Here is a 26,863-nt window from a genome sequence, read left to right on the forward strand (position 1 = left end):
TAATGGTAAAAAGGCTGCAATGCCCTTTCTTGTACTATTGGGGCAAGCCATCCCATACAATGAATAATAACTATGTTGATTCTTTTTCCTCAAAAAAACTTTAGGAGGTTGTACCATGTATTTAATCCGGCGCATGTTCTCGTGGAGAATAGCCAATCCTGTGTTATCTGGCCTATGTCGATCATTCCTTTGGATGCTGATGGGTGCGTTTGTCCTCTCACTTTTGTTATGGGGCAGCAGTCTGAAGGAGCAGGATCTCTCAATGTACACATACATTGTACACGGCATAGCTGCAGCATTCGGAGGACTAACCGCCGGTCGCAGAGCCACGAGCAAAGGCTGGTATCAAGGAAGTCTTACAGGCGCATTTTATGGAATTATCGTTCTGTTGATCGGTTTTTTGGCACTGGACAGCGCACCCTCTGGTGTGGATCTGCTATGGGTTCTGGCAGCTGCTGCAATTGGCGCTCTCGGCGGAATGTTTGGCGTTAATTTACAAAAAAGCTAAAATTATAATTCCATTAAATTCGAAACATTCCTTGAAAATATGTTAAACTGTGATCATCTGACTTCATTAAGAGATCAAGGAGGCTTCGATTGCTTTGTTTTACCAATCAATGAACCATATTGTTTTGTACACAGTTGCATTAGTAGTGATATTAGTATGGATTGGCGCTAAACGTAATCCACTCATGGCATTGGTTGAAATTGGGAAAGAGATGCTGCGATCCTATAAGTTTTTGTTGCTGATTGCAGGAATGTTTGGCGTATTAGCCATAAATAAATATGAACTGCAAATTGAACAAAAAATGCATCTTACCTCTGATTATACGCCGTTTATATTTGGTCTAGAGGGTCATTTTGTCCAAGCCGTTCAGGATATATTCTACAGTCCATGGTTAACACCGATCATCGTCTTTTTCTACATTTTCATGCTTCAGTCTGTTCTAGCAGCATCATTAGGGGTCTATCTGTTAGATAAAAACCGGGTGATGTTATATGCCACCTGCTATGCTATTATTATCAACTATGCCTTGGCGATTCCATTCTATCTTTACTTCCCGGTAAACGAGGTTTGGTCCTATCTGCCAGCGGGCGTCAAATTTACTATGCTGGATGTATTTCCGAAATTCGAACAGGAATATAGACCGCTATCCGGTCTCAATAACTGCTTCCCGAGTCTACATACGTCCATATCTGTTACAATGGCACTTCTGGCCTTCCGTTCAGGGAACCGCCGCTGGATGGCCATCACTAGTATTTCCGCAGTTGTAATCGTCTTTGGAATTTTCTATCTGGGCATTCATTGGCTTACAGATATGATTGGTGGAACCTTGCTAGCTGTACTAGCCTCTACAGTTGGCGTTCAACTCGCCAAATTAACTTTGCGGGGACGTGAAGAGTCGCTTACCGTTCCGAGCCGCGTAACAAATGTACGTTAAAGTTAAACTGCTAAATCTTAATAACCTTAAAGATCAAAAAAGCGGTGTCCTCTCCAATGAGAAGACACCGCTTTTTATGTACTTAAATAACAATTCTATACTTTCTCTTCGACATCCGTCGCCACAGCGTGGCTGATGGAACCGCGATCAAAAGTCAGCTTAGTTACATCGTTGACCCGCAGAACCACGATATCATCGGAAATCTCCATGATCGTACCGTGAAGTCCTCCAATAGTAACGATTTTATCGCCCTTTTTCAGAGCTTTCAACATTGCGTTACGAGTTTTGGTCTTCTTTTGTTGCGGACGAATCAGCAAGAAGTAGAATACTACAAACATAAGGACAAAGGGACCTACCAGGCCTAGTATACTACCTCCACCACCTGCGCCAGTTGCATATTGAAACGATTGAATCATATTTCTCCCCCCTTTCAAAGTACATTAAAGCATGACTCTTAAATCAAACCCTAAAAGCCTTTAAGATTATCATATAATCCGTATTTGGCAAAAAACTCATCGCGAAAATCAAGCAGCCGATCTTCTTTGATGGCTTCACGCACTTTACGCATTAAATCCAACAAGAAGTGCAAATTGTGGTATGTCGTCAATCGAAGTCCGAAGGTTTCATCGGCTTTGATTAGATGGCGCAAATAAGCGCGGGAATAATTCCGGCATGTATAGCAATTACACTCCGGATCAAGCGGCCCAAAATCACGGGCATACTTAGCGTTGCGTACAACGAGTCTTCCCTGACTGGTCATCGTTGTTCCATTACGGGCAATACGAGTAGGCAAGACACAATCGAACATGTCTACTCCTCGGATTGATCCTTCCAGCAGCGCATCCGGTGAACCCACGCCCATCAAATAGCGAGGTTTGCCTTGTGGCAGCAGGGGAACTGTATAATCCAGCACTTCATACATTAGCTGCTTGGACTCTCCGACGCTGAGCCCCCCAATAGCATACCCCGGGAAATCCATGGAAGTCAAATCAGCCGCGCTCTGACGGCGCAGATCTTCATACATGCCCCCTTGCACGATAGCAAAAAGACCCTGATCGTTAGGACGAGCATGACTTTTCAGGCAACGTTCTGCCCAGCGCGTGGTGCGCTCCAGTGATTTTTTCACATAATCATATTCGGCCGGGAATGGAGGACATTCATCAAATGCCATCATTATATCTGAACCCAGAGAGTTCTGAACCTCCATCGCTACTTCCGGAGACAGGAATTTCTTATCCCCATTTAAATGGGAACGGAAATGAACTCCTTCTTCCGTAATCTTGCGCATGTCGCTTAACGAGAATACTTGAAACCCGCCGCTGTCTGTCAGAATCGGGCGATCCCAGTTCATGAACTTGTGCAGTCCACCAGCTTCACGAACAATATCATGGCCTGGTCTTAGAAACAGATGGTAAGTATTGCTCAAAATAATATGGGCATCCATCTCTTTCAGCTCTTCAGGACTCATAGTCTTGACTGTAGCTTGTGTGCCGACTGGCATAAATGCTGGTGTCTCAATCACACCATGTGGAGTGTGGACTCTTCCAAGTCTGGCTCCGGATTGTTTGCACGTTTTGATGTGCTCATAAGTAATTGCTGCCATAAGTTAACCCATCCTCTTACCTTAATAAATAAACATTGCATCTCCAAAGCTAAAGAATCGGTACTTCTGCTCTATCGCTTCTTCATAAGCAGCTAGAATATGTTCCCGACCTGCCAAAGCGCTAACCAACATAACCAAAGTAGACTTTGGCAGGTGGAAATTGGTAATTAGCGCATTTACTACACTGAACTTATACCCTGGATAGATAAAAATATCCGTCCAGCCGCTGCATTCCACAAGCGGACCACCTTCACATTGTCTTCCGACCGTTTCAAGTGTCCGACAAGACGTTGTACCAACTGCAATAATACGGCCGCCTCGTGCCTTAGTAGCATTTATGGTATCTGCCGTTTCTTGAGACATTACGAAATACTCAGAATGCATAACATGCTCTTCAACCTTCTCTACAGACATCGGACGAAAAGTACCGAGACCTACATGAAGGGTGATATAAGCGATATTTACACCCTTAGCCTCAATCTGTTTCAGCAATTCTTGGGTAAAATGAAGCCCTGCGGTAGGCGCAGCGGCCGATCCCTCATGCCGAGCATACACAGTCTGATATCGTTCACGATCATCCAGTGTTTCCTTAATATAAGGTGGCAACGGCATCGTTCCCAGCCTGTCCAGAATCTCCTGAAAAATACCCTGATATATGAAACGAAGCGTACGGCCACCCATATCAGCTTCATCCTCGATAACGGCACGAAGCTCATCACTAAAGATGATCACCGCGCCTGTCTTGAGCTTTTTCCCTGGCTTTACAAGTGCTTCCCAGCGATCATCCCCAAGATTCTTCAGGAGAAGCACTTCCGCCTTAGCACCAGTATCTTCTTTCACTCCAAACAATCTCGCTGGAATGACTCTCGTATCATTTAGAACAAGCGTGTCTCCGGGATTAAAATAATCAATAATATCGGTAAAATGCCGGTGAGCCAGCTCTCCATCCTCCTTATTCACTAGAAGCAGTCTAGAAGCACTGCGATCAGCGAGAGGTGTCTGGGCAATCAATTCTTCCGGCAAATGAAAATCATAAGCATCTACATTCATGGTCTGTCTTCATTCCTTAACTATAGTAACGTTCTTATAATAGTGTTGCAATATTTGCTTGTAATCATACCCGCTGTCCGCCATGCCTTTCACGCCCCACTGCGACATGCCTAGACCATGGCCGTTGCCTTGTCCAATGAACAGAAAGCCCGAGCTGTTAGTGATCACTCTGGCCGCAGAATCTCCGCCCATCACTACAGTTCCACTGCCATTCACATTAACCTTCCCCGATGCGGAAAGCACGCCAGCACTCTGCGAGCTGCTAATTGTGGCGGTAGCGCCGTCAGCGCCTAATACAGTATAACTTCCGGGTGCCACAATATCAAACAATGTACTAGGTAATCCATTAAACGCGGAGCGGAACATATCAGGATATTTCACATTCAGAGCCTGACCATTAGCTTTCACCTGAATCGCTCTTCCAGAAGGACCGCGCTGGGTGACCTGCAGGTTAGAGATGCTGGAAGGGAGCGTGCTTGTTGTTTTACCCTGCAGGCTTTTTAGAAGTTCAGCAGAGGTATACGGCCCTTTGATCCAGCTATAGCTGCCAGACTCATATACTTTATCCAGAGCCACAGCGTTCTCACCCGGATTCAGCTTTCCGACTGCACTAACACTGCTCTCAATAACTGGCAGAGGACGTATATTCACATCTTTGGTTGTAGCGGTAACTATATCGAGTCCGGCAGCGGTTTTGCTGCCCGTCAATTTAATATTATCTTCACGTGCATAACCAGAGGTACCATTCGCAAGCAGAACATAATACCACTTCTTAGCAGCAGCAGCCGAAACATCTTCAACGCTTGGAACACTAGCAAATACATCGCCACCATTCGCCCAAACCTCTGAAGGGTCAGCTGTCATACCTCCACTATTGGAAGAAAATACAGCCTCAACAACTTTACCACCACTCATCAGCACTTCACCAGCAGTAGTATCTACAGCTTTGATAATGGAGGGAGCTTCAGACCCGATTCCGTTATATACCTGACTAAGAGTGGTATCTACTACATTCGCTACATCAAAACGGTTGCCTTGGGACAGCGCATAGCTGCGGGCGGCGACAGCCTGAGCTTTTAGCGCTTCTTCTGGCCAGCTGGAGGAAACCTCTCCTCCAACTACGGCATACAAATATTGCTCCAGCGGCACTACATTAATTACAGCCAGCGATCCGCTCAAATTGCTCAGTTCCAAATTCCCGCGATATGTACGCTTGGATCTTTCCACTAACTGAATCCCAGCCTCGCTGCCTGCAGCAAGAAATTTAGCATTGCTTCCAGAAACCAGATAATGATCGGCTTGAGTTTCACTGCTAAAATCCAGTCCGGCATCCTTACGCAGTATTAATCCGGGCGAGGTCGCCACCGAAACCGTAAATTGTGGTGCCGCCGTAGACACAGCGGCCTGAACAGCTGTTAAATCACTATCGTTGGCAGCTTCGCCTACCCATACCTCTACTTGTGCACTGCCATCGTTTCCTGCCAGAAACACCTTCCAAGCATCCAAACCAGCTGCAGTGAGGCTATTAAGCGCCACATCTGCTTCCTGCTCCGAAGAATAGCGGCCAGCTGATAAATGTTTATTACCTTTCACTGCTGGGGTTTGGTCAGCAGGAATGCTCAACCCTGCTTTGACTACACGGGTAAGCCCATCCTTGGCAGCTGCTTCACTAGCATAGACGCCCGTGTACAACTGATACACAGTCGCTCCATTTCTGGAGATTGCAAAAATCTGCGGTTTATCGGAGGTGGATTGGAGCTTTTTAGCTGCATCCGCTGCTGTCTGCCAGCTTGAAACCTCCATCACCTTAACTCTATATCCGTCCAGACTTACACGAATTTGCTTCTGTGCTGGGACAGACACCAAAGGAGCACTTCCTGCTTGATCCGACAGCAAAGTAAAGCTTTGCGTTGATAGCAGTGTTACTGCTGGCACAGTGGATTTATATTTACTTCCAATATCAGCATAAAGAGCAACTCGTATCGTGCTATTAGAATCGGCATGACTGGCACCCGCAGGGATCAGGAAACTTCCTACAGCAAGCGCAGCCGCAAGCAATCCTTTGCTTAGCGGGGCGACCCCTCTCCATTTCCTCTTCGTATGCTTCATCCAGCATCCTCCTTTATAATTGTAGTGACGAACTAGTGCTGCTCCGGAGGGAGCGGAAGCCCTAAATGATGATAAGCGGCCGGGGTTACAATTCTTCCACGCGGACTCCGCTGCAAGAAACCTATCTGCAGCAGGTACGGCTCATATACGTCCTCAATCGTCTGACTTTCCTCACCAATCGTAGCTGCAATCGTATCCAGTCCTACAGGACCGCCGCGAAAGCTTGAAATCATAGCACTTAACATCTTGTGGTCAATACTGTCCAGCCCACGCGGGTCCACCTGAAGCATCTTCAATGCTTCCCCAGAAATTTCAGGAGTTATAATTCCATCTCCGCGCACTTGAGCAAAATCACGGACCCGCTTCAATAAGCGGTTAGCAATCCGCGGCGTGCCCCGCGAACGAAGCGCGATCTCTTCTGCTGCATCGCCAACAATCTCAATGCCTAGAAGATCCGCATTTCGAGAAACAATGTAACTCAGCTCATCTATGTTATAGAATTCCAGGCGACTGACCACTCCGAAACGATCACGCAGTGGTGCAGACAGTAGTCCTGCCCGGGTTGTGGCACCTATCAGTGTGAACGGCGGCAAATCCAATCGTACCGAACGGGCACTTGGCCCTTTGCCGATCATGATATCCAGCGCGAAATCCTCCATCGCAGGATACATAACCTCCTCAACCGTGCGGTGTAAACGGTGAATCTCATCGATGAAAAGCACGTCGCCTTCCTGCAGATTCGTCAGCAGAGCGGCAAGATCGCCTGGACGCTCTATCGCAGGGCCGGAAGTTGTTCGCAGGTTCACACCCAGCTCATTGGCGATAATATTAGCGAGCGTTGTTTTGCCCAGACCCGGAGGTCCGTACAGCAGTACATGATCCAGCGCTTCGCTTCTCATTTTGGCCGCTTCTATATATACCTTCAGGTTTTCTTTCACCTGAGTCTGGCCGATATATTCTCCCAGATAACGAGGACGCAAGCTTAGTTCTACCGCCTGCTCATCCATCATCAAATTCGCGGATATAATCCGGTCATCCATTTCCTATCGCTCCCTTTCTTTAGGATGTGTACGGCTTTACTTAGCTATATATAGCAGCCCTAGTGCTTTCTTCATCAGCACATCTACAGTGCCTGTCTCTGCTCCCTCTTTCTTCAACGCGAGCCACACGCGGTCCAATTCGCTTTCGGTATAACCCAGCCCCTTAAGCGCATCCCGCGCCTCTTGCCAGGCCAATCCATCCGTTGCTTCTTCCGTTGGCACTGCAAACAATCCCGTTTGCATTGAAGCCATACTGAGTCCGTCCAGCTTGTCCTTCAAATCAAGGATCATACGCTGTGCCGTCTTTTTGCCAATGCCCGGTAATTTCGTTAAGAACGTTATATTCTCTTGATAAATCGCTGAAATCAACTGATCCGGTGTTCCACCTGTCAGGATTCCAAGCGCAACCCTAGGACCGATGCCAGATACCTCTATCAGCTTGCGGAACAATTTTTGTTCCTCACGAGTCGGGAACCCAAATAATAGCGTAGCGTCCTCACGTGTTTGGTAATGAATATAGATCGTTACAGGTCCTTCTACTTTAGCAAAAGCATAAGGATTCGGGCAGAATACCCGGTATCCTACTCCCTGCACATCCAGCACCACATATTCCGACTCCAAATGAACGACGGGTCCTCTTAAGAAATCTATCATTTTCGCAATACCTCATTTAATTTAGAATTAAGACTGCTCGAATGGGCATGGCATACCGCTACCGCCAGCGCATCCGCCACATCATCGGGTTTCGGAATCGCCGATAGCTTCAGCAGCAGCTTCACCATTTCCTGGACCTGCCGTTTCTCAGCCTTACCATAACCCACAACAGCCTGCTTTACCATCATAGGTGTATATTCCGAGACGGGGAGACCCCGCTGTACTGCAGCTAATATAGTCACACCGCGGGCCTGCGCCACTGGCAATGCTGTAGTAACGTTGCGAGCGAAAAACAGCTTTTCTATCGCCACAGCATCGGGTTTATATTTATCAATGAGCTGACCCATGCCTTCATAGACATGCAGCAGTCGTTCTTCTTCAGGCGTATGAGCCTCAGTCTGAATACAACCATATTGGACGGGGGTCAGTTTATGTCCTTCCTTATCCACAAAGCCAAAGCCGACGATCGCCAGCCCCGGATCAATTCCCAAAATACGCAAACACGATCTCTCCTCTATAACAGGCAGATTATTCCGCCGTTTTCATCCATTCCTCCGCCATGAAGCGAACATATGTATTCCTTCTAACCATTATAGCAAAAATCGCCCTTGCGGGAGAAAAAAAGTTTACTGTTTGCAGCGAAATGGCAACTTTAGGCCTACAGCTAAGACTCTTCCCCGTTTCATTTCACACAAAAAAGCTGCCCTCAGCCATTAATAATGACTTTAGGACAGCTTTATCAAAGCTATTGCTTGTTCTGCATGACATGCTCAGCAGCTTCGCGGGCATAATCACTGAAGGTAGACAGCACACTGTTGTACTCTTCAATATCCTGAACACGAATCCCCTCATGAAGCTCTTTCCAAATATTTTCCGGCAATGAGGATTTCAGGGAACCCATATCCATTTGAAAAAAAGTCTTCAGTACCTTCTCCTGAACTGGCGGACCTTTAAACAAGGTCAAATTCCCAAACGCATCTACACCAATGTAAGCTTCATTTTTTATCATTGTCGATAAATCATTCACTTTTTGTTCCAGCCACAAATCCCCTTCTGAACTAATCCAACCGCTCCATTCAGGGTGTTCATTGATTATAGTCTTCAGCTGCAGCGGGTTCTTTACGCCCGGCAACGTCTGAATCTCTTCTCCGGACACATAGGTTGTTTTTAAATGAACGGTTCTGCTGAGCCCACTTTGGGTGATGGTTTGCAGCAGTTGTTCATTATTTAAAGTGCCCTTCTCTTTTGCCTCATCACTGTCCTCGCCTACTTTAAAGACAGCTGCGGCCAGCTCACTATCGGCACTATCCGCCCAGCTAGAATTCGTCAGCAGTCCACTGATTTCCTCAGGTACCTGCATACTGCGCCAAGCCAGTACAGTAAAAGCTATACAAGCAGCTCCTACCCAAAGCGCCTTTTTCCAACGTCTCCATCGCCGCCAAAGTTGTTTTTTTAAGCGAAACGCGTTCACGTTAATCCCTTCATTCTGGTTTTTCCCTATTGTGACCTAAGAAGGGAGCATTTATGCGCTTTTCTGTGAATAATCGACATTTCTCCAAAAATACAAGGTTGACCTTGCAGTATAGTTCAAGATTTATGGTATAAGTCTGGAAGGGGGATTCTGGGGAGAGGTTTCACATACCGGTCTAAGGTGATACCTATTTCATGACGATCGACCATTTCTTGCACCAAAGCTTTTGCTTCGCCAATAGACTATTTAGTTCTTAGTGTGCTATGCCATTGGATTGGGCGTTTGCGTGCTGGGAGTATGTGTTCTGCGTTTGCGCGTTGTGCGGAGTGGATCTAAAACTAATTAGGGAAAAACTCCCTGAAAGTAGGAGAAATTTGCTCTAAATGAACGAAACCAGGGAATTCCTCCCTAATAAATAGGCTGTTTTCCTTATTTCCGGGGAATCAGACATAAAATTAGGGAGTTTTTCCTCAATTATATGCCTGACGACCAGAATCCTAAGAATTTCAGGGAGAAATTCCCTAATCGCTCTATAAGAGTTTTACTTTTCGCTTCAATTGAAGCATAAGCTCATTCTTCACTTTTTGTTTCACCTAGGCCTCACTCGGTGTTCACTCGGTGTTCACTCGGTGTTCACTCAGTACTCTCTCGGTACGTCACTTGAAGCATCATTTGTCATCAAATGCAGCTTCAGCTTCAAGTGTTAATTCCCTTTACCTTTGTTCAGCCCTTTCTTCGTATTAAAGTCACATTTAAGATTTAGGAACCACCGGCAGCTTCACATGGCTCGGATACTCACGATTATGGTAAACAGTCTGCAGCACAGTAATCGCTTCTGAATCTTCATACGGATTACTGCCTGTATTTGTATTAGGGAAAGCAACGAATTTACTGGACGAAGTAATCGAGAACCGAATTCGGTGCCCCACAGCAAATTTATGAGCAATATTCGGCATGAAAATATCATATTTCTCCACCTGCCCAGGAATCAGCAGCTCAGGCGCTTCCAATCCATGACGGTATTTAGCTCTGACAATATAATTGGATAACCGGATAGAGTCCCCTTGTTCATTCACGTCACTAAGCGTAACAACCCAATCCGTATCTTTGCCAGTGCTGGCAGCATAGATAACCGCAGACAATTCTCCGGCCACAGTCAGCTCATCCGTCAGAATATCACTAGTGTAGACAAGGATATCATTGCGCAGCTCGTATTTTCGCAAATTCTCAGGCTCTCGTTCACCGCTATCATTCATAGGATCATGAGGATTATAGATATAAGTATCTTCAGGAGAATGTTCCTCAGGCGCTGCAAGCAGTTGCCCATCCCCATGTCCTGAATTCGCTCGCCCGCCGCTGGAAAGGTAGAAGGAAGAAGTTGTGGCTTCAGCAGGTGTCCAATCTGCGGACGTTCTCCACTGATTTTCACCAACAACATAATAAGAGGCTCTAGGCTCCTGATCTATTCCATTTGGAATGCCTTTGAGGAAGCGGTCGAACCAGCGCAGCACAGAAACATCGTAATCATAGACTACGGCATCATTGCCGAAGCTCACGCCTTCGTAGTCTCTAGCTCTGTTCGGCCCGTGCTCCCAAGCGCCCAGACGGATTTTTCGATTTGGCACATCATGTTCTGTTAGCATTCTCCATGTTTCCGATACGCCGGCGCTGTCGCCGTCATACCAACCTGAGATAACATACATAGGCACCTGCACCTGATCACCGCGCTCGGTAAAAGTACAGTTTTTCCAGAAATCATCATACTCCGGATGCTGGCTCCACAGATCCCATGGACCTGATGTTTTGCCAATCATTTGCTGAGGGATCTCTTTAATCGGTCTTGCATCAACGGCTGCTTCCGGATTCACCGTAATGCCTCCAAAGATATCAAAATCCGTCCGAGTACCCACAGATTGAGCAAGAGTCCAAGAGAGCAATGGCCACGAACAAAGGGTTCCCCCTTTGCGAACGGTATCAACAAATGGAGAGCCCACGTTCACTTCATCCACAACCGCCTTCAGATTCGGGTGCCCACTGGTGGCCGCCGCCACAACAACAAAACCTAGATAGGATGCGCCCCACATGCCGACGTTGCCATCCGACCAGTCCTGAGCAATAATCCAATCAATCGTATCATAGCCATCCTCCCGTTCATTATAAAAAGGAATCAGTTCGCCTTCAGAATCCGCCCGACCTCTAACATCCTGCGATACTACTGCATAACCTTTATTGGCCCATCTCATAAAAATCTCTTTTTTTCCGTTGCGGTCATAACATGTTCTTACGAGAATTGTCGGCAGCTTAGTTCCCGGCTTAATGCCCTCTGGTAAAAAAACATCTGTCGCCAACTTCACCCCATCGCGCATCGGAATCAGATCAGTACCCAAATCGTTCACACCATATTCTGCCTTGGATAGAAGAGGATCGTCGTAGACCACTAACGGAGTCAGCTTCTCATAACCTGCTTTAACCATAAGCTCAATACCATACCGATTCGGCGTTAAAAAAGCGATAATTTCCCCGTCCAAAGTCACAATGTCCAGAGCCGTCTCTTTGCGCAGCGCCCATACTTGTGAGGTCAGTTCGCGGCCTTCAATCTGCGCCTGATACTGGATATGCTTTTGATAGATATCGCCATTACTCAGCACTACCTCGTCTTCTGCCCATTCTGCATTAGCATAAGCATCCAAATGTTTATGGATTTTTTGAAGCGGGAGTACGGTCTTGAACTGTCCATCCAGCACATTGTCCTGCATTTGCGTTCTTCTACGCGGATCGACTTTAGCTAGCATGATCTGTTGCTCTGTAAAATGAATTTTGCCTGTATAAACACCAGAAAAGTAGACGTTAAATGTAGATGTGTGTAAGTAGGTTGTCATCTGTTTATCCCCTATCCGCAAATTTCTTCAAATACGCGCAGCCAGTTGCCGCCCATGATCTTAGCAATATCTGCATCCGCATAACCGCGGGCAACCAAACCTCTAGTAAAGTTAATAAAATAACTATATTTCTCAAGTCCAGCAACGGTTTCTGTAGAAGGTCCGTCTCCTTTGGCGAATCCAAGCTTGGGTGCGATATGTTCTTTAAAATAAACCAATGACCAGAGCACATCGCTCATCGGCCAATCCGTTCCAATTCCGACATGATCCACGCCTACAAGCCGGATTACATATTCGATATGATCCAGCACATGGTCAATAGTTGTATGTTTAGGATCTTCATGAACAAACCAAGGCATAGCAAAAATACCAATAACTCCACCCGTCTTGGCTATCGCGATAATCTCCTCATCACTTTTACAGCGCATATGCGGATAGATCGCCTCTACACCCGTATGTGAAGCAATCACCGGAGTTGTGGAATAAGCGCAGGCATCTAACGTAGTCTGTTTCCCGCAATGCCCCGTATCTACAATGATCCCCAGCTTGTTCAAGCGTGCAATGAATCTTTTCCCAAAATTAGTGACCCCGGCGTTCGATTGTTCTGCGCAGCCCGCCCCAATCTGGTTCTGATTGTTGTAGGTCAATTGTATAATTCTTAATCCGAAGTTATAAAGTACATCTAATTGATCGAGATTCGTGCCCAGACCATCCGTTTCTTGTGCTGTGATAATGCCCGCTTTATAACCATTACGCTTGGCAGCACGTATGTCTTCGGCAGTTAAGGCTTTGATTAACCAATCTGCAGAATCGAATTGCAGTTGCACCTCTGCCATGCTTGTAATGATGCTGTCTAAGGATTCCAAATGAAGTTCGCGGTTCCCTGCTGTAATTCCGGACTTGTACCACTCTTCCTTATACTCAGGGATCTCTCCGCTCGCAGATAGCTTTGTGATGATTTTTGCAGGCATACTGCTGTATACCATTGGCTCATCTTTATAAGGCTCACATAATTCTTTGATTCTGTCAGAGATAGAGTCTGGAATCGCGCTTGGAGATAAGGGGCCTTGAAACAGCAGATCGATAATAATGTTCTGTTCATGCAAGCGTTTAGCCCGCTCCTCCTCTTGCTCCGTCAACTTGAAATCATACAGACCTTCATAAGTGCTCATCGTGTAGTCGCTCCTTAGAATGCAATTTCAGTGCCTTTATGTAATCTAACAGCTTCATTATATATAAAATTAGCTGCTGCTAAATCCTCAATGGCCAGCCCTAATCCTTTAAAAAGAGTAATGTCAGCTGCGGACCTTCTGCCCTCGATAGTGCCACTGATCAGCTCACCAATCTCCCCGACAATATGATCTGCTGTAATTTTGCCTTCGTTCAGCGGGATTAAATAATCACCAGATTCATTCTGAGCGGATTCCAGCCGATCTACATATAACTTAGCTAATTGGACGGTCTCCGAATCCAGCTCACGGTCATTGGGTCTGCATGCGCCGACAGCATTGATATGTACACCCGGTTTCAGCCATTCTCCCTTGAGCACAGGTTCGGTGGATGCTGTCACGGTACAAATGATATCCGCTGCGCTGACTGCCGCTTGAACTGTCTCGGCAACAATGATCTGCACATCATATTTTTGGCTCATCTCCATTTGAAAATCCTGTGCCTTTGCGAGTGTCCTGCTCCATACTTTTACCTCACGGATGGGTCGAACCCGCAACATCGCTTCCAGATGACTTTTTGCTTGTTCCCCAGTTCCAAGAAGAGCAAGGATTTCGGCATCCTCTCTGGCCAGATATCGGGTTGCTGCTGCACTGACTGCCGCCGTACGAATGGCTGTAATCTTTTGTCCATCCACTATAGCTTTCAGAACACCCGTAGATGAATCGAATAGGGTAACAAGACCTTGATGAGAAGGCAGGCCTGAACCATGATTGCTGGGAAATACACTGATGATTTTGGCACCAGCTACCTCTTCATGCTGCAAATAACCCGGCATTAAGCCGAGCAGATTGCTCTTTTGTAAAGGAAGCACTTGTCTTAAGCTTTGTACGGCTTGTCCAGCGGACAGAGCCTTCAAAACAGATTCCATAACGGAGATGCAAGATTCCATAGCTAACAGTTCGGCCACTTCATTTTGATTAATGACTAGCATAAGACGGACCTCCTTCTCCTCATCATGATTGCACGAACGCAAATATAAAATTTTTCTTACTATCATAACTTATCCGGTTTAAATATTCATGTATAAAGCTGGAAGGCAAAATTTGTCCTGACCCGAGTTATTCTCTATACTTAATATAGTACGTATTATATTTTAAGGAGCTGACTATTGATTATGGCTGATAAAATAACTTTAGGAAAAACCAATCTGCAGGTTCTCCCGCTGGGTCTGGGTGCCAATGCTGTTGGCGGGCATAATTTATTTCCGGGTTTAAATGATGAAACCGGCAGAAATATTGTGCGCAGCGCTCTGGATCATGGGATTAATTTTATTGATTCCGCCTTTATTTATGGACCAGGAAGATCCGAGGAACTGATTGGCGAAGTGCTGAAGGAAAGAGGCGGCCGCGACAATGTGGTCATTGCTACTAAAGGCGCTCACGTGATTACCGGTGACAAGATTACACTCGACAACTCTCCAGCTTTTCTAAGACAGTCTGTAGAAGACAGCTTGAAACGCCTCCAGACCGATTATATTGATCTTTACTATATTCATTTCCCTGATGAAAGCACACCTAAGGACGAAGCTGTAGGTGAACTTAAGAAGCTGAAAGATGAAGGGAAGATTAGAGCCATCGGGGTGTCTAACTTCTCCATTGATCAGCTGAAAGAAGCCAACAAAGACGGTCATGTGGATGTTCTTCAATCCCACTACAATCTGCTGCATCGTGATGCGGAACAAGATTTGCTGCCTTATACGCAGGAGCATGGCATTTCTTTCGTGCCCTATTTCCCACTTGCGTCGGGCCTGCTGGGCGGCAAATATAAGCAAGGCGATACATTCAGCGACATTAGAAAAAATGACCCGCTATTTCAAGGGGAGACCTTTGCCAAGAATCTGGAGAAGGTGGACAAGGTTCGTCAGATTGCCAATGCTAAAGGTGTCGAAGTCGCACATGTCGTACTTGCCTGGTATTTGACCGTACCTTCCATCGATGCGCTTATTCCGGGCGCCAAACGTCCTGAGCAGATCGTTTCCAACTTAGAGACGCTGAAGGTGCGGCTGACACCAGAAGAGATCAAAACTATAGATTCCATATTTAAGGCGTAATCTAGCCTCATTAGATTAAGGGGTTGTCCCATGGCCACGAAATGGCTGCTGGGGCAGCCCCTTTTCTGCTTGGGTTCATCGGATGATTCGGGTTAGATAGTTCGATTGCCACGATTCGTAAGATTCGTCATTCGTTCGTTTTATTTCCTTCGTACGTTCGGTCGACCTATCACAGCTCCCCGCACAATGCCCCTATCGGACACAGTTGACCCTTAACGCAGCATTATTGCACATTTGGAATTCCAACGGACCTCATAGCCTCTATTGGCACAAAATACACCTAATATGAACCTTTTTCTAAGCAATAACGTCTCTGGGGTCCGAAACCCTGCTGAAAAGGCGATAAATTTGCATATAACGTCATCTGGGTCCGTAAGCGGCAGCGGATGGCAGTCGATCGTAGTGGAGAGCAGTCATTCTTCTCCAATATCCTAAATTCTTTGTATTAGTAAATATTGTTTGCTATACTTTCTCTGAAGTAACATTGGACTTTAATTTTTATAAAAAGGGGAATTCCTTGATGATTATTCAACCTAAAACTCGCGGATTTATATGTACAACAGCCCATCCAGAGGGATGCGCCAAACAAATACAACAACAAATTGAATATGTAAAAGCACAAAAGAAAATTGAGGGACCTGCTAATGTACTAGTCATTGGCGCTTCTACCGGATACGGACTAGCTTCCAGAATTTCAGCCGCTTTTGGTGCGGGCGCCAACACCATTGGTGTTTTCTTTGATAAAGCTGCTGAAGGTCAACGTACAGCTTCTGCTGGCTGGTACAACTCTGCTGCTTTTGAACAACAAGCAGCGCAGCTTGGACTTAAATCTCACAGCATAGTTGGCGATGCCTTCTCCGATGCTATCAAAGAGAAGACCATTGAATTGATTAAAGCTGAATATGGCACAGTTGATTTAGTTGTCTATAGTGTCGCTTCACCACGCCGCACTCATCCGGTAACAGGAGAAACCTTCTCCTCCGTCATTAAACCGGTGGGAACCGCTTATTCGAACAAAACCTTGAACTTCCATACAGGTGAAGTTTCCATGACCACTATTGAGCCTGCTTCAGAAGAGGAAGTACGTCAGACCATCGCAGTTATGGGCGGCGAAGACTGGAGAATGTGGATCGATCAGCTTCAAGCAGCTGGCGTGCTTGCCGAGGGAGCTACAACCGTTGCTTACTCCTACATCGGGCCTGAAATCACTCACCCTATCTATCGCGACGGAACGATTGGTCAAGCCAAATATGATCTGGAACAAACAGCGATCCAACTGAATGATCGCCTGTCCACTCAAGGTGGACGTGCTTTTGTTTCCGTGAACAAAGCTCTGGTAACCCAATCCAGCTCCGCGATTCCTGTAGTCCCTCTTTATATCTCTGCATTGTATGAAGTAATGAAGGAAAAAGGGCTGCACGAGAACTGTATTGAACAAATGTACCGTTTATTCTCTGAGCATCTTTACAGTGGGGGCGAAGCTACTGCTGACGGAGGCTGCTTGATCCGAATTGATGACTGGGAAATGCGTGAGGATGTTCAGACTGAGGTTATGAAACGTTGGGACGAGCTGACAACCGACAATGCAGGTGAGCTTGCTGATCTTGAAGGCTACCGCCAAGATTTCTTTAATCTGTTTGGTTTTAGAACAGAGGGTGTAGACTACGAAGCTGACATTGATCCTAATGTCGACATTCCAAATATGTATTAATAACTGATCTATAGACAAATGAGGTTATCTCTGAAGTAGTGAATTCTACTGACGAGATAACCTCTTTCTCTTTTAGATAGACATTGGCTTACCTCCCCTCTTTATGATATGGTTTGATTGAATACTGCATGTTCTACTAACATTCGAAGGAGTGAGTCACTTTTGGTTAAAAAAATTAGTGTAGCAAACGGCGCACTTGAGGTGTCACAAATTTCGCTTGGCTGTATGCGGATTGCTGATTTATCTGCAAAAGAAGCAGATACACATGTACATAGTGCCCTCGAGCTCGGAATAGACTTTTTTGACCACGCCGACATCTACGCAGCTGGCAAAGCCGAGGAAGTATTCGCAGGTGTACTGGAGAACAATCCGGGTATGCGTGATAAAATGATGATCCAAACCAAATGCGGAATCCGCAACGGTTTTTTTGATTTCTCCAAGGAACATATCCTGCAATCCGTGGAAGGCAGCCTTAAGCGCTTGAAAACAGACTATATCGACGTCCTACTGCTTCACCGTCCTGATACGCTGTTCGAGCCAGAAGAAGTCGCTGAGGCTTTTGATATTCTGGAAAGCAAAGGTATGGTCAAACACTTTGGTGTCAGCAATCAGAACCCGTTGCAAATCGAGCTGCTTAAAAAAAGTGTAAAGCAACCGCTGCTGTTCAACCAGCTGCAATTGAGCATTATGGTCACTGGCATGATTGATACAGGTTTCAATGTGAATATGACTAACTCCGGTTCAGTTGTTCATGATGGCGGGATTTTGGAGTACAGTCGCCTGCATGACATGACCATTCAGCCTTGGTCGCCTTTCCAATATGGCTTCTTTGAAGGCGTATTCTTAGATAACGATAAGTTCCCTGAATTGAACGAGGTCATTAACCGCTTAGCAGCTGAAAAAGACGTAACCAATACAGCGATTGCCATCGCATGGATTCTCAGACATCCGGCAAATATGCAGCCTGTCGTTGGCACAACTAATACGCAGCGCTTGCGTGATATTGCCAAAGCTTCCGATATTACTCTCACTCGGCAAGAATGGTATGAAATCTACCGTGCTGCCGGCAATGTCCTTCCATAAACACCTAAAGCCACGAGGTACGTTATTAACGTACGCCGTGGCTTTTTTACCAGAGAGCGATTCAATCCTCACGTTCTAGTAAAACTAGATAGACAGCGTCAAGATATTCGTATACTCACAAAAAGAACACAAAAAATAATAACTACTACCGAAATACTTAAGATCATAGTGAATCTTTTGTTATCCTTTTTCATAATCCATCCTTCCTTCCTATAGATGCACATCTCTCTTTTCAAAAGAAATTAAAGCAACGCTCAAGCAAACTCCTATGATTACAACAGGGATTAGGATCATACGAACACCCTCGTTTAGGGTATATATTTCATGTGAATTTACAGCAGAGAATTTAAAAATTTGCGTCGTTAGCGTATTTTCAGAAATCACTCTCAGATATACATACGAAGAGTCTTTCAGATAACCACTGAGCAGAAAATCGCCAAATACAAAAACAAACGTGGCAATAACAGCGGTAGCCGATTTTTTCATCAATACTCCTAACAACAGCACGACAGCGGAATAAGCTGCGAGATACAAAATATTGAATCCAATAGCCCCCATAGCAACGATAAACTTCCCCTCTAAGCTTTCATTTCCGATATGGGAACCCGTAACAAGCGCTGCCAGCATATACAATACATAAAAAAGACCAAAAAATTGAATTACCCACCATAATACAACTTTTAATTCGGTCAGATATTTTCCCAGTAAATATAATGACCTGCTCTGACCCGAAGCGATAATGGTTTGAACCGACCCATACTCAAATCCCTCGGTAGCAAAAAAACAAACGTAAATCGGGATGATAAAATACAGAAAAAAAGATAACTGAATGCTAGTGATTAAAGGCTCTAAAGGACCATCTATATCAAATCCTACTTGTACCCCCATCCAAACCAGTAATAAGGCACTTCCAAACAGCAAAAGAAGACTTATCCCCTTGAACATGGGATCCTTGGTTACATAATAAGCTTCAGCCTTAAGAAAATTCCTCATTCGTTACCTCCAGCAATTAGATCCATATAATAGTTCTCAAGATTTGGAGCCGACAGGTTAATCCCTTCAATATGGATGCCCCGCTTTAGAAAAAAAGACATCAGCTCTTCTAGATTTGTACTCTCTTTAGGAATTTGAATTTCTCCAGCTTCGCTGATCGTAATGGTTTCTAGTTGGAGTTCACTTTTTAAAATCTGAAGTGTCGCTGCGGGATCAGCCGTTCGAATACAGATTTTTGTTTCCGCCGTATGTAAGAGTTCCTCCGCAGAAGCTTCTTTGATTAACCTTCCTTTATGAATAAAACCGTATTGGGTCGCAAGTAGCTGCAACTCACTTAAAATATGACTGGAGATTAATATAGTCACTCCTTGTTCTTTGGATAGCTTCTCCAGGATCTTTCGCACTTCAACAATGCCTGACGGATCAAGACCATTAATAGGCTCGTCCAATACCAGAAATTTGGGATCGTTAAGTAGAGCAATAGCCAGACCTAAACGTTGTTTCATCCCAAGGGAGTATTCTGAGGTTAGCTTAGAACCGGCATCTGCCAGAGAAACTGCCTGCAATACTTCTGCAATTCTGCTCTTATCCTTAATCCCAAACGCACGGCAATAAAACGTAAGATTTTGCTTCGCATTTAGATTAGGATAAAGCGCTGGCCTTTCAATTAGAAATCCAACCTTTCGCCTCGCCTCGTGAACAGCTTTTGTGTCCTTTTTTTCAAAAAGAGAGATTTCGCCATGTGTCGGATGTACCAATCCGCCTATTATTTTCATTAATGTAGTTTTACCTGCCCCATTTTCGCCAACAAACCCATAAATATCTCCTACCCCAATCGTCATATAGACATCCTGAAGCGCAAAAGACTCTCCGTATTGTTTGCTTAAACCTTTGGCCTCAAAGATCGTTTGAGTCAAATCAAACACTCCTCTTTTCACTTTTCCACATCCTAACATGTTGCCATGAACTCTACATTCAAACTGTAACAATCAAGTTAGTTAATGTAATTATTAAGAAGGATTTGTATAATGTGACTTATATGGTCGACAAATTCCCGGATATTTTGGACAATTCTTGTCGAAAGGAATGATAAAGTGATACGTATTGCTGTCTGTGATGATGACTTTCCCACTACTGAATTAATAGAGAGACTTATTCTGGAGACTCAAAGGAATTTCACAAGGAAAATAGAGGTGTCGATCTTTTATTCCGGAGAAAGCTTCACTAAGGCCATTCAAGAGGCCTGCGCGTTTGATATTATTTTTATGGACATTGAAATGGCGGATATGGATGGAATAAAAGCTGGGTATGTACTGCGGGGAAATGATGAAAATGATCTAGTGCAGCTTATCTATGTCTCTAGTCATGATGAATATCATCTGCAACTCTTCGATGTTCAGCCCTCGGGATTTATAAAGAAACCTATCGATTCAGAGATATTTAAGCAAAAACTGATTTCTAAGATTGAAAAAGTAATTCGCAAGCTGCAGCAAGGCAAAAAAAACTTCTTATCACTACAGCAAAAAGGAAAAGAAATTCTAATCCCCTATCGAAATATCATCTATCTGGAAAGCAACCGGCGGAGAATTATTCTTTATTCCTGCAAGGATCAACATGACTACTACAGTACACTAAACGAGGAAGAGCAGAAGCTTCCTGTGAGCGATTTTGTCCGAATCCATCAATCCTACATCGTTAACTTTTACTTTATTAAAGAAATCAGTAACCAGGGAGTAATTCTCCTTAATGGCGAAGCCTTACCCATTAGTGCAAAATACAGTGCCGATTTTAAGAAAAAATATCTGAAATTCAGGGGGAGTCTTGTTGGATAATATCTTTCTGGAGGAGTTATTCTATCTAGTAACGCTTCCACTTTTACCTATCATCATTCATTACTTCTACAGCCATTGTTTCGTTAGCCGACTTACCACCAAAGCCAATCTTGTTATCGTGTACTCTCTATATTTCCTCTGTATTGTCTTTCTGCACTATAGCTCACTGCCAGGCTCAATCCTACTCACACTCAATATTGGCCTGATTGCTCTCTTATCTTTTTTTTACAATGGAAATATCAAATGGCGGATCGTTGCCGCTCTTTTTCTGGTTGCGCTTATTACACTTAGTGAGTTATCACTACCCCTATTTTACTCGACAAAGGGATATATTCTGAACCAGTTTCTTTCCAAGCTGCTGATGTTTATATTAGCTTTTGTATCCGTGCGCGTAGCTAAAGCCTTTGGAAATGGCGGGTTATCTAAATGGTATTGGGTTCTATTATTTATTTGCCCTTCTATAAGCACACTAGGGATCTACAGCTTCGCATCCAGCCTTTATATGCAGTCCTTCCCTACCCTTGTTCCAATCCTATCCACAGGACTACTCATTATAAATTTATTGATATTTATCTTATGTGACCGTATGTTAGTTATCCAATCTGCGCAGAACCAAAGTTATTTACTTGAGCAACAAAATGCTTACTATGTAAATCAATATCTTTTGACAAAAGAAGTACAGGAAGAATCTTTTAAGTTCCAGCATGATATTAAAAATATTCTCATAGGTTTACGCGCAAAGGTACAATCCGGTGAAGCTGCCAATCTAAATGAGTTGGACAACTTACTGGGGCAAATAGACAATCCAATAGGCGTTAGCAATAGCGGGAATACGATTATTGATTCCATTATCAACTACAAGCAGCAGGTCGCTGAAAAGCATCAGATCCCCTTCAAGTTAGACTTGAACATCCCTGCACAGCTGACGCTCGACACCACAGTTATCAGTGTGATTTTAGGAAATGCACTGGACAATGCCATTGAAGCTTGTTGCGATAAAAGAAATGAAGAGTGCTATATAACCATACATATGCATTATCTTAATGAAAGCTTGTTCATCCGGATTCAGAATCCTTATGTGAATGAAATTCATACGAATCGTTTTGACGACATCTGCTCCACAAAAACTAATAAATCCGGTCATGGTATAGGCTTAAAAAGTATCCAGAAGGTCGTAGAGGATAGTAATGGCTTAGTAGATATTTCATATAACAATAATCTATTTCAAGTCGAAATTGTTCTTTTTATGGTCCCCTGTAAAAAAAGGATTTAGAAGCTTATCATAAGCTTCATCATAAACCCAAGTGATTCCTTCATCTTTACTGGTAAGATATATAGTTCCTGCCACACCGGTATCTTGATCAATTAACGAGATAGGGAACAGTCCTTCCTTTCTATTAAAGATAGGAGAAAGGGGATTTTTTATATTTATCAAACTTTTCTGGAATTTAATAAGCTCTGAAAATGAAAAAGGTCTATAAAATCGCTTATTAAGCAATTTTATAGACCTTTTTAGTATACCGGTGAGAGGAATGGAACCTATCGATATTTATTTTGAACGCATCAATAGATATAGGAAGTAAGGCACACTCAGCATTGTTACAATAATTCCTGCGGGAATATCTGACTTAAAGCTGACCGTTCGAGCAATCGTATCCGCTACAAGCAGCAATAGCGCACCAATAAGCGCTGAAGTAGGTAGAAGCACTTTGTAGTCGTGACCTACCAGCTTGCGAGCCACATGCGGACTAATCAATCCAATAAAGAAGATCGAGCCCCCGAGCGCTACACAGCCAGAAGCTATGCCTACAGCCGCAATTGCCAAGCGCAAAAATTTCTTCTTTACAGCGACTCCTAATCCTATCGAAATTTCGTTGCCTAGCACCAAGACGTTCAATGTCCTGAAATTAGAAAGAATATATACGAATAGCAGCAATACCCAAGGTGCCAACAAGCTGATATAAGACCACTTGTCACCCCATAAATATCCTGCTTGCCAACGCTGCGCAAACTCATACTTCTGGTCATCAAGCTTTAAAGTTAGGAATAGCGATAGCGCACTAAACCCCATATTGATCGCAACACCAGTCAAGACAAGTCGTGTAGAAGAAATCATACGACGTTTTCTATAGGCTAGAACATAGATCAGAGCTGCTGCCAGCAGACCACCTAAGAATGCCATAGACGGCAGTAATAATGTTATAGCGGCGCCTTGAATGCTTACCGTTGAGATAATCAGCAACACCATAAGACCTGAACCTGAGCTAATACCAAGCATGCCGGGATCAGCCAGATCATTGCGCAGCAAAGCCTGCATAACTGCACCTGCCAGTGCCATCCCAAATCCAACAAGTATCGCTAATACGATCCGAGGAAGACGAAACTTATAAACAACGAGATTATGCTCCTCTGGACCTTGTCCAAGCAATACTTGAAATACTTCAAGTGGATTGAGGGACACCTTTCCCATATTAAGACTAAGAATAGCTCCTGCAATAAGCAGTATTAAAAGAGATAGAATCCATATTTTAGCCTTATGCGATTTAACAACATTCATTTGAAGGCTCTCCTCTCTTTGCTCGCAATTAGCAAGAAGAAAGGAACACCAATCATTGCAAAAATAATGCCCAGTGCTGTCTCTGCCGGACGATTAATCAGCCTTCCTGCGATATCCGCTACAACCATAAGTGCGCCGCCGTAAATGGCTGATGCCGGAATAATATAACGATAATCTACCCCTACAAAAAAACGCATAATATGCGGAATAATCAACCCTACAAAGCCGATTGGCCCTACAAGTGCAACAGCTACACCCGCTAGTAAAAGGACCGCAAGCGTAGCTATCATCTTAACGAGAACGATCCGTTGCCCGAAGCCTTTCGCGATCTCTTCTCCCAAGTTTAAAACAGTGATAGAGCGTGCAATGAATAGTGACAAAGCTAGTCCACCTAAGAACCAAGGTATAACTAGCTTAATTTCCACCCATGTTGCTCCAGCCACACTACCCGAAGTCCAATAAGCAAGGGCACGACCAATTCCATAGTTTAAAGAGATAAATGATCCCACAGCTCCAAATAGCATTGTAATTGATATTCCAGCTAGCACCAGTCGTTGAGGTGTCATTCCTGAACGATTCAATGAAGCGGCAAGATACGTTAATCCTGCACCAAGTCCTGCGCCAATAAAGCTAACCAGCAAGGTTGTTGTCTGCAGTTGTCCTGGAAGAAAAACCAGTGTAACGGCCATTGCAAGAGCTGCTCCTGCATTTACTCCCATTAATCCGGAATCTGCTAAGGGATTTCGCGTATAGCCCTGCATAACCGCTCCTGCTACCGCGAGACACATACCTGCAATAATATCAGCTGCTGTACGCGGAATTCGAAGGGCATGAATAATCTGATGCTCGGTCAGTTCAGGATCAAAATTAAAAATCGCTGTCCATGCCATTTTCAGGCTCATGGAAGCAGAGCCAAATGAGATAGAAGCTGCTACTGAAAGTAGCAGCAGCAGTATCCCTAGGAGTAGAAACAGACCGAAATACGATTTCCCTCTTAAATCAGGGATAACGGTTGTTCTATCATCTAGCTTTCTATTTTTTTTCATACGCTGACACTAGCTTCTCAACTACAAAATCTAGCTGCTTATCAAGAGAGTAGATATCGGAATAATATGAAAAATCAAACCCAATTTCGATCAATCTACCTTCTTTAATTGCTGGAATGCTGTTCCAAATTGGATTGTCCGACAAATCATCAGCCCCATCCCATACAGAGCGGAACACGAAGTCTCCTATATACTCAGGTAACACCTCTAAGGAAACAAACCCTCCAGTAGCCTTCTCTCTGCCATCAATCTTTTTCTGAAGAATCTCTGGTGCTTTTAGCCCTAAATATTCATAAATGATCTGAGAGCCCCTTCCATAAAGCTTGCTATCGATCACCGCCATCTCTTTTTTGCCGCCTTCGATAATGGTTACTGTCTTATCCAAAATTCCAAGTTCATCAAGCTGCTGCTTGCTCTTCTCCAACTTCTCGTGGAAATTATCTAATAGAGCTTGTGCCTCCTGCTCCTTGCCAAATACCTCGCCAATCTTCATTACACGTTCATCCGTCGCCATTTTTTCATAAGGAATTGGAACGGTCGGTGCAATATCCTTAAGGATTTCGTAGGTTTCTTCAGAAGCAGCTATGATCAAGTCCGGCTTTACTGCCATAATAGCCTCTGGATTAGGCTCATACCATGAACCTAGATCTTCAATCCCCCCCAGCTCTTCTGCAAAGGCCGCTCCTTCAAAGACACTCGAAGTCCCTACTGGCTTAATGCCGAGGGCCACAAGATCCCCTTGAAGGTATAACACGACAACCCTCTTTGGATTAGCTGGAACAACAATATCTCCCTTTATTGTAGAGATAGTTCTTGTCTGAGCCTCCTTATTGGCATTGTCAGCTGCAGTTGAATTATTTGCTGGTGATGATGTAACTTCAGAAGCTTTGGATCCATTAGAATTTGTGGCATTAGAACCAACACTTGCAGATCCACATGCACTTAATAGCAAGGTAAAGCTAAGCAGCATCGCTACAATAAAACTTGACGTCTTTGTTAATCTCATAGGTGAAGACCCTCCGGTTATTTCATTATGGTAATAGTAATGATAATGATTATCATACTCAATAACATTATATCGGGAGGATATGTGCTCGCCAATGGAGAATTTGGCGGTGGTAAATGGACGATTGTCCGATGAGCTCACCTGCCTGCTTTCCTTGCGGAACCGGATGGGAGATTGACCATTGTATTTACTGAACATGCGACTGAAGTAATATACATCGTTATATCCAACTTCTTCTGCAATATCGCGAAGTGGAGCATCGGTACATCGTAATAGCTCTTCTGCATGTTTAAGCCGGAATCGTATCAAATATTCAATCAAGCTAAACCCTGTCTCTCCTTTAAAGCGGGTTGATAAATGACGAGGGCTATAATTAAATTGCTCCGCTATAGATTCTAGTGATAAATTATGACGATAATGCTCCTCAATATAACGGACAACCTGCCCAATGACATCCGGTTGCCTGAGGTTAATTCCATCCTTTGTAAACTGCTTTAATAATTCATGTATAAACTGATAGAACAAGCCTTTAACTTGAATTCTTTCCAATTGGCTTCCTTGTGCCCAAAGTTGTTCCATTGCCATTAGTTGATAGTGCAGTGGTAAAGGCTCCAAAGACTCGAAGCTATACTGCATCCGAAATGGATTGCTGCGTTCTAAAAGTCTTGCTAAATCCTTTCTTCCTGGCAAGGAGGCTCTATAGAATAATAAATAGTATTCAAACAACCTCCCTGTCTCTATACTTAGTCTCATGCCCTTGCCACCATGCACAATAAAGTGACGGTCTGCGTCGTAATCTATGCCGTTGAGATTCAAGCTGGCCGTACCCCGCACACAGTAGATAAATCCACATGCTGGTAATACATAGCCTTGCAGCTTGTCCCCAGGCTTCATCACAGCATGTCGAATATCAAGTACTTTAACAGCGGCATAATTCCATGCAAAAATATGATCTTCCAGCTTCATCTTTGCAATACACTCCGATCTGCTCCACAATCTATTTGAATTAATTATATTTCACAATAAATGATAATGATTATCAATTAGTATTAGGTAGTTCCTCTATTTTGTCAATCGCTGTTTAGTATCATGATTGCTTATAGCTTT

Annotated in this window: 23 protein-coding genes; 7 read left to right on the top strand and 16 right to left on the bottom strand. The window is 44.2% G+C overall.

Going from position 1 to position 26,863, the window contains the following annotated elements:
- Window positions 1-115 precede the first annotated feature (115 nt).
- On the top strand, window positions 116-508 hold the full coding sequence (locus MHB37_RS25185; RefSeq protein WP_036677660.1) for a TIGR04086 family membrane protein: 393 nt from the start codon (window positions 116-118) through the stop codon (window positions 506-508).
- A 94-nt stretch (window positions 509-602) separates the two neighbouring features.
- A complete protein-coding gene (locus tag MHB37_RS25190; protein WP_248549480.1) occupies window positions 603-1,442 on the top strand; it encodes a phosphatase PAP2 family protein in 840 nt (279 codons plus the stop codon).
- 95 nt (window positions 1,443-1,537) lie between these two features.
- Here MHB37_RS25190 and yajC read toward each other — a convergent pair whose 3' ends face one another.
- From yajC to MHB37_RS25245, 11 genes are all read right to left on the bottom strand, one after another.
- Window positions 1,538-1,858 carry a preprotein translocase subunit YajC gene (gene yajC, locus MHB37_RS25195; RefSeq protein WP_036677664.1) on the bottom strand — a complete coding sequence of 107 codons (321 nt, stop codon included), beginning with the start codon at window positions 1,856-1,858 and terminating at the stop codon, window positions 1,538-1,540.
- Between the two features lie 50 nt (window positions 1,859-1,908).
- The gene (gene tgt / locus MHB37_RS25200) at window positions 1,909-3,045 is read right to left on the bottom strand and encodes a tRNA guanosine(34) transglycosylase Tgt (protein ID WP_036677666.1); all 1,137 of its coding nucleotides are present in this window, start codon (window positions 3,043-3,045) and stop codon (window positions 1,909-1,911) included.
- A gap of 21 nt (window positions 3,046-3,066) precedes the next feature.
- Window positions 3,067-4,095 carry a tRNA preQ1(34) S-adenosylmethionine ribosyltransferase-isomerase QueA gene (gene queA / locus MHB37_RS25205; RefSeq protein ID WP_076130401.1) on the bottom strand — a complete coding sequence of 343 codons (1,029 nt, stop codon included), beginning with the start codon at window positions 4,093-4,095 and terminating at the stop codon, window positions 3,067-3,069.
- A 9-nt stretch (window positions 4,096-4,104) separates the two neighbouring features.
- Window positions 4,105-6,204, bottom strand: a complete 2,100-nt coding sequence (locus tag MHB37_RS25210; RefSeq protein WP_076130402.1) for a SpoIID/LytB domain-containing protein — start codon at window positions 6,202-6,204, stop codon at window positions 4,105-4,107.
- Between the two features lie 32 nt (window positions 6,205-6,236).
- Complete coding sequence (gene ruvB, locus MHB37_RS25215) at window positions 6,237-7,244, bottom strand: Holliday junction branch migration DNA helicase RuvB (RefSeq protein WP_036677672.1); 1,008 nt, start codon at window positions 7,242-7,244, stop codon at window positions 6,237-6,239.
- Between the two features lie 36 nt (window positions 7,245-7,280).
- Window positions 7,281-7,898, bottom strand: a complete 618-nt coding sequence (ruvA, locus tag MHB37_RS25220; RefSeq protein ID WP_036677675.1) for a Holliday junction branch migration protein RuvA — start codon at window positions 7,896-7,898, stop codon at window positions 7,281-7,283.
- On the bottom strand, window positions 7,895-8,398 hold the full coding sequence (gene ruvC / locus MHB37_RS25225) for a crossover junction endodeoxyribonuclease RuvC (RefSeq protein ID WP_036677679.1): 504 nt from the start codon (window positions 8,396-8,398) through the stop codon (window positions 7,895-7,897). Before ruvC ends, ruvA begins: the two co-directional genes overlap by 4 nt.
- 245 nt (window positions 8,399-8,643) lie before the next feature.
- Window positions 8,644-9,369 (bottom strand): BofC C-terminal domain-containing protein, encoded by a 726-nt coding sequence (locus MHB37_RS25230; RefSeq protein WP_076130403.1) that lies wholly within the window; start codon window positions 9,367-9,369, stop codon window positions 8,644-8,646.
- Window positions 9,370-10,121: 752 nt separating this feature from the next.
- The gene (locus MHB37_RS25235) at window positions 10,122-12,248 is read right to left on the bottom strand and encodes a CocE/NonD family hydrolase (protein ID WP_341143458.1); all 2,127 of its coding nucleotides are present in this window, start codon (window positions 12,246-12,248) and stop codon (window positions 10,122-10,124) included.
- A gap of 11 nt (window positions 12,249-12,259) precedes the next feature.
- Window positions 12,260-13,420, bottom strand: a complete 1,161-nt coding sequence (locus tag MHB37_RS25240; protein ID WP_076278864.1) for a dipeptidase — start codon at window positions 13,418-13,420, stop codon at window positions 12,260-12,262.
- 14 nt (window positions 13,421-13,434) lie between these two features.
- Window positions 13,435-14,409, bottom strand: a complete 975-nt coding sequence (locus MHB37_RS25245; RefSeq protein WP_076185517.1) for an ornithine cyclodeaminase family protein — start codon at window positions 14,407-14,409, stop codon at window positions 13,435-13,437.
- 183 nt (window positions 14,410-14,592) lie between these two features.
- On the opposite strand from MHB37_RS25245, the gene MHB37_RS25250 reads away from it, so the two are divergent.
- The 3 genes from MHB37_RS25250 to MHB37_RS25260 all read left to right on the top strand — a co-directional run bounded on the left by MHB37_RS25250 (window position 14,593) and on the right by MHB37_RS25260 (window position 18,322).
- Entirely contained in the window at window positions 14,593-15,528 is a 936-nt protein-coding gene (locus tag MHB37_RS25250) for an aldo/keto reductase (protein ID WP_405168652.1), read from the top strand.
- A 520-nt stretch (window positions 15,529-16,048) separates the two neighbouring features.
- Window positions 16,049-17,239, top strand: coding sequence for an enoyl-ACP reductase FabV (gene fabV / locus MHB37_RS25255; protein ID WP_405168653.1), 1,191 nt, complete (start codon window positions 16,049-16,051; stop codon window positions 17,237-17,239).
- 174 nt (window positions 17,240-17,413) lie between these two features.
- Window positions 17,414-18,322, top strand: a complete 909-nt coding sequence (locus tag MHB37_RS25260; protein ID WP_370510776.1) for an aldo/keto reductase family oxidoreductase — start codon at window positions 17,414-17,416, stop codon at window positions 18,320-18,322.
- Between the two features lie 210 nt (window positions 18,323-18,532).
- Here MHB37_RS25260 and MHB37_RS25265 read toward each other — a convergent pair whose 3' ends face one another.
- Both MHB37_RS25265 and MHB37_RS25270 read right to left on the bottom strand, forming a co-directional pair.
- Complete coding sequence (locus MHB37_RS25265; RefSeq protein ID WP_076130409.1) at window positions 18,533-19,315, bottom strand: hypothetical protein; 783 nt, start codon at window positions 19,313-19,315, stop codon at window positions 18,533-18,535.
- Complete coding sequence (locus tag MHB37_RS25270; protein ID WP_339169432.1) at window positions 19,312-20,253, bottom strand: ABC transporter ATP-binding protein; 942 nt, start codon at window positions 20,251-20,253, stop codon at window positions 19,312-19,314. Before MHB37_RS25270 ends, MHB37_RS25265 begins: the two co-directional genes overlap by 4 nt.
- A 156-nt stretch (window positions 20,254-20,409) precedes the next feature.
- Between MHB37_RS25270 and MHB37_RS25275 the strand changes: the two genes are divergently transcribed.
- Entirely contained in the window at window positions 20,410-21,147 is a 738-nt protein-coding gene (locus tag MHB37_RS25275; protein WP_076303065.1) for a LytTR family DNA-binding domain-containing protein, read from the top strand.
- Window positions 21,140-22,420: a GHKL domain-containing protein gene (locus tag MHB37_RS25280; RefSeq protein ID WP_405168654.1), complete on the top strand. Its 1,281-nt coding sequence runs from the start codon at window positions 21,140-21,142 to the stop codon at window positions 22,418-22,420. Before MHB37_RS25275 ends, MHB37_RS25280 begins: the two co-directional genes overlap by 8 nt.
- A 276-nt stretch (window positions 22,421-22,696) precedes the next feature.
- Here MHB37_RS25280 and MHB37_RS25285 read toward each other — a convergent pair whose 3' ends face one another.
- The 3 genes from MHB37_RS25285 to MHB37_RS25295 are packed head-to-tail and all read right to left on the bottom strand — an operon-like array spanning window position 22,697 to window position 26,722.
- Window positions 22,697-23,704, bottom strand: coding sequence for a FecCD family ABC transporter permease (locus MHB37_RS25285; RefSeq protein WP_405168655.1), 1,008 nt, complete (start codon window positions 23,702-23,704; stop codon window positions 22,697-22,699).
- Window positions 23,701-24,750: a FecCD family ABC transporter permease gene (locus tag MHB37_RS25290; protein WP_405168656.1), complete on the bottom strand. Its 1,050-nt coding sequence runs from the start codon at window positions 24,748-24,750 to the stop codon at window positions 23,701-23,703. Before MHB37_RS25290 ends, MHB37_RS25285 begins: the two co-directional genes overlap by 4 nt.
- The gene (locus MHB37_RS25295) at window positions 24,737-26,722 is read right to left on the bottom strand and encodes an AraC family transcriptional regulator (RefSeq protein ID WP_341143460.1); all 1,986 of its coding nucleotides are present in this window, start codon (window positions 26,720-26,722) and stop codon (window positions 24,737-24,739) included. The genes MHB37_RS25290 and MHB37_RS25295 overlap by 14 nt, the downstream gene beginning before the upstream one ends.
- Window positions 26,723-26,863 lie beyond the last annotated feature (141 nt).

Source organism: Paenibacillus sp. FSL H3-0286 (assembly GCF_045040705.1).
GTDB classification, from domain to species: domain Bacteria; phylum Bacillota; class Bacilli; order Paenibacillales; family Paenibacillaceae; genus Paenibacillus_AQ; species Paenibacillus_AQ odorifer.

Bases quoted from the DNA above. Each gene is read 5' to 3' on its own strand.
- MHB37_RS25210 (WP_076130402.1), bottom strand. From the start codon at position 6,204: ATGAAGCATACGAAGAGGAAATGGAGAGGGGTCGCCCCGCTAAGCAAA.
- MHB37_RS25240 (WP_076278864.1), bottom strand. From the start codon at position 13,420: ATGAGCACTTATGAAGGTCTGTATGATTTCAAGTTGACGGAGCAAGAG.
- MHB37_RS25285 (WP_405168655.1), bottom strand. From the start codon at position 23,704: ATGAATGTTGTTAAATCGCATAAGGCTAAAATATGGATTCTATCTCTT.
- MHB37_RS25245 (WP_076185517.1), bottom strand. From the start codon at position 14,409: ATGCTAGTCATTAATCAAAATGAAGTGGCCGAACTGTTAGCTATGGAA.
- MHB37_RS25290 (WP_405168656.1), bottom strand. From the start codon at position 24,750: ATGAAAAAAAATAGAAAGCTAGATGATAGAACAACCGTTATCCCTGAT.
- MHB37_RS25295 (WP_341143460.1), bottom strand. From the start codon at position 26,722: ATGAAGCTGGAAGATCATATTTTTGCATGGAATTATGCCGCTGTTAAA.
- fabV (WP_405168653.1), top strand. From the start codon at position 16,049: ATGATTATTCAACCTAAAACTCGCGGATTTATATGTACAACAGCCCAT.
- MHB37_RS25265 (WP_076130409.1), bottom strand. From the start codon at position 19,315: ATGAGGAATTTTCTTAAGGCTGAAGCTTATTATGTAACCAAGGATCCC.
- ruvB (WP_036677672.1), bottom strand. From the start codon at position 7,244: ATGGATGACCGGATTATATCCGCGAATTTGATGATGGATGAGCAGGCG.
- MHB37_RS25250 (WP_405168652.1), top strand. From the start codon at position 14,593: ATGGCTGATAAAATAACTTTAGGAAAAACCAATCTGCAGGTTCTCCCG.
- queA (WP_076130401.1), bottom strand. From the start codon at position 4,095: ATGAATGTAGATGCTTATGATTTTCATTTGCCGGAAGAATTGATTGCC.
- MHB37_RS25185 (WP_036677660.1), top strand. From the start codon at position 116: ATGTATTTAATCCGGCGCATGTTCTCGTGGAGAATAGCCAATCCTGTG.
- tgt (WP_036677666.1), bottom strand. From the start codon at position 3,045: ATGGCAGCAATTACTTATGAGCACATCAAAACGTGCAAACAATCCGGA.
- MHB37_RS25235 (WP_341143458.1), bottom strand. From the start codon at position 12,248: ATGACAACCTACTTACACACATCTACATTTAACGTCTACTTTTCTGGT.
- ruvA (WP_036677675.1), bottom strand. From the start codon at position 7,898: ATGATAGATTTCTTAAGAGGACCCGTCGTTCATTTGGAGTCGGAATAT.
- yajC (WP_036677664.1), bottom strand. From the start codon at position 1,858: ATGATTCAATCGTTTCAATATGCAACTGGCGCAGGTGGTGGAGGTAGT.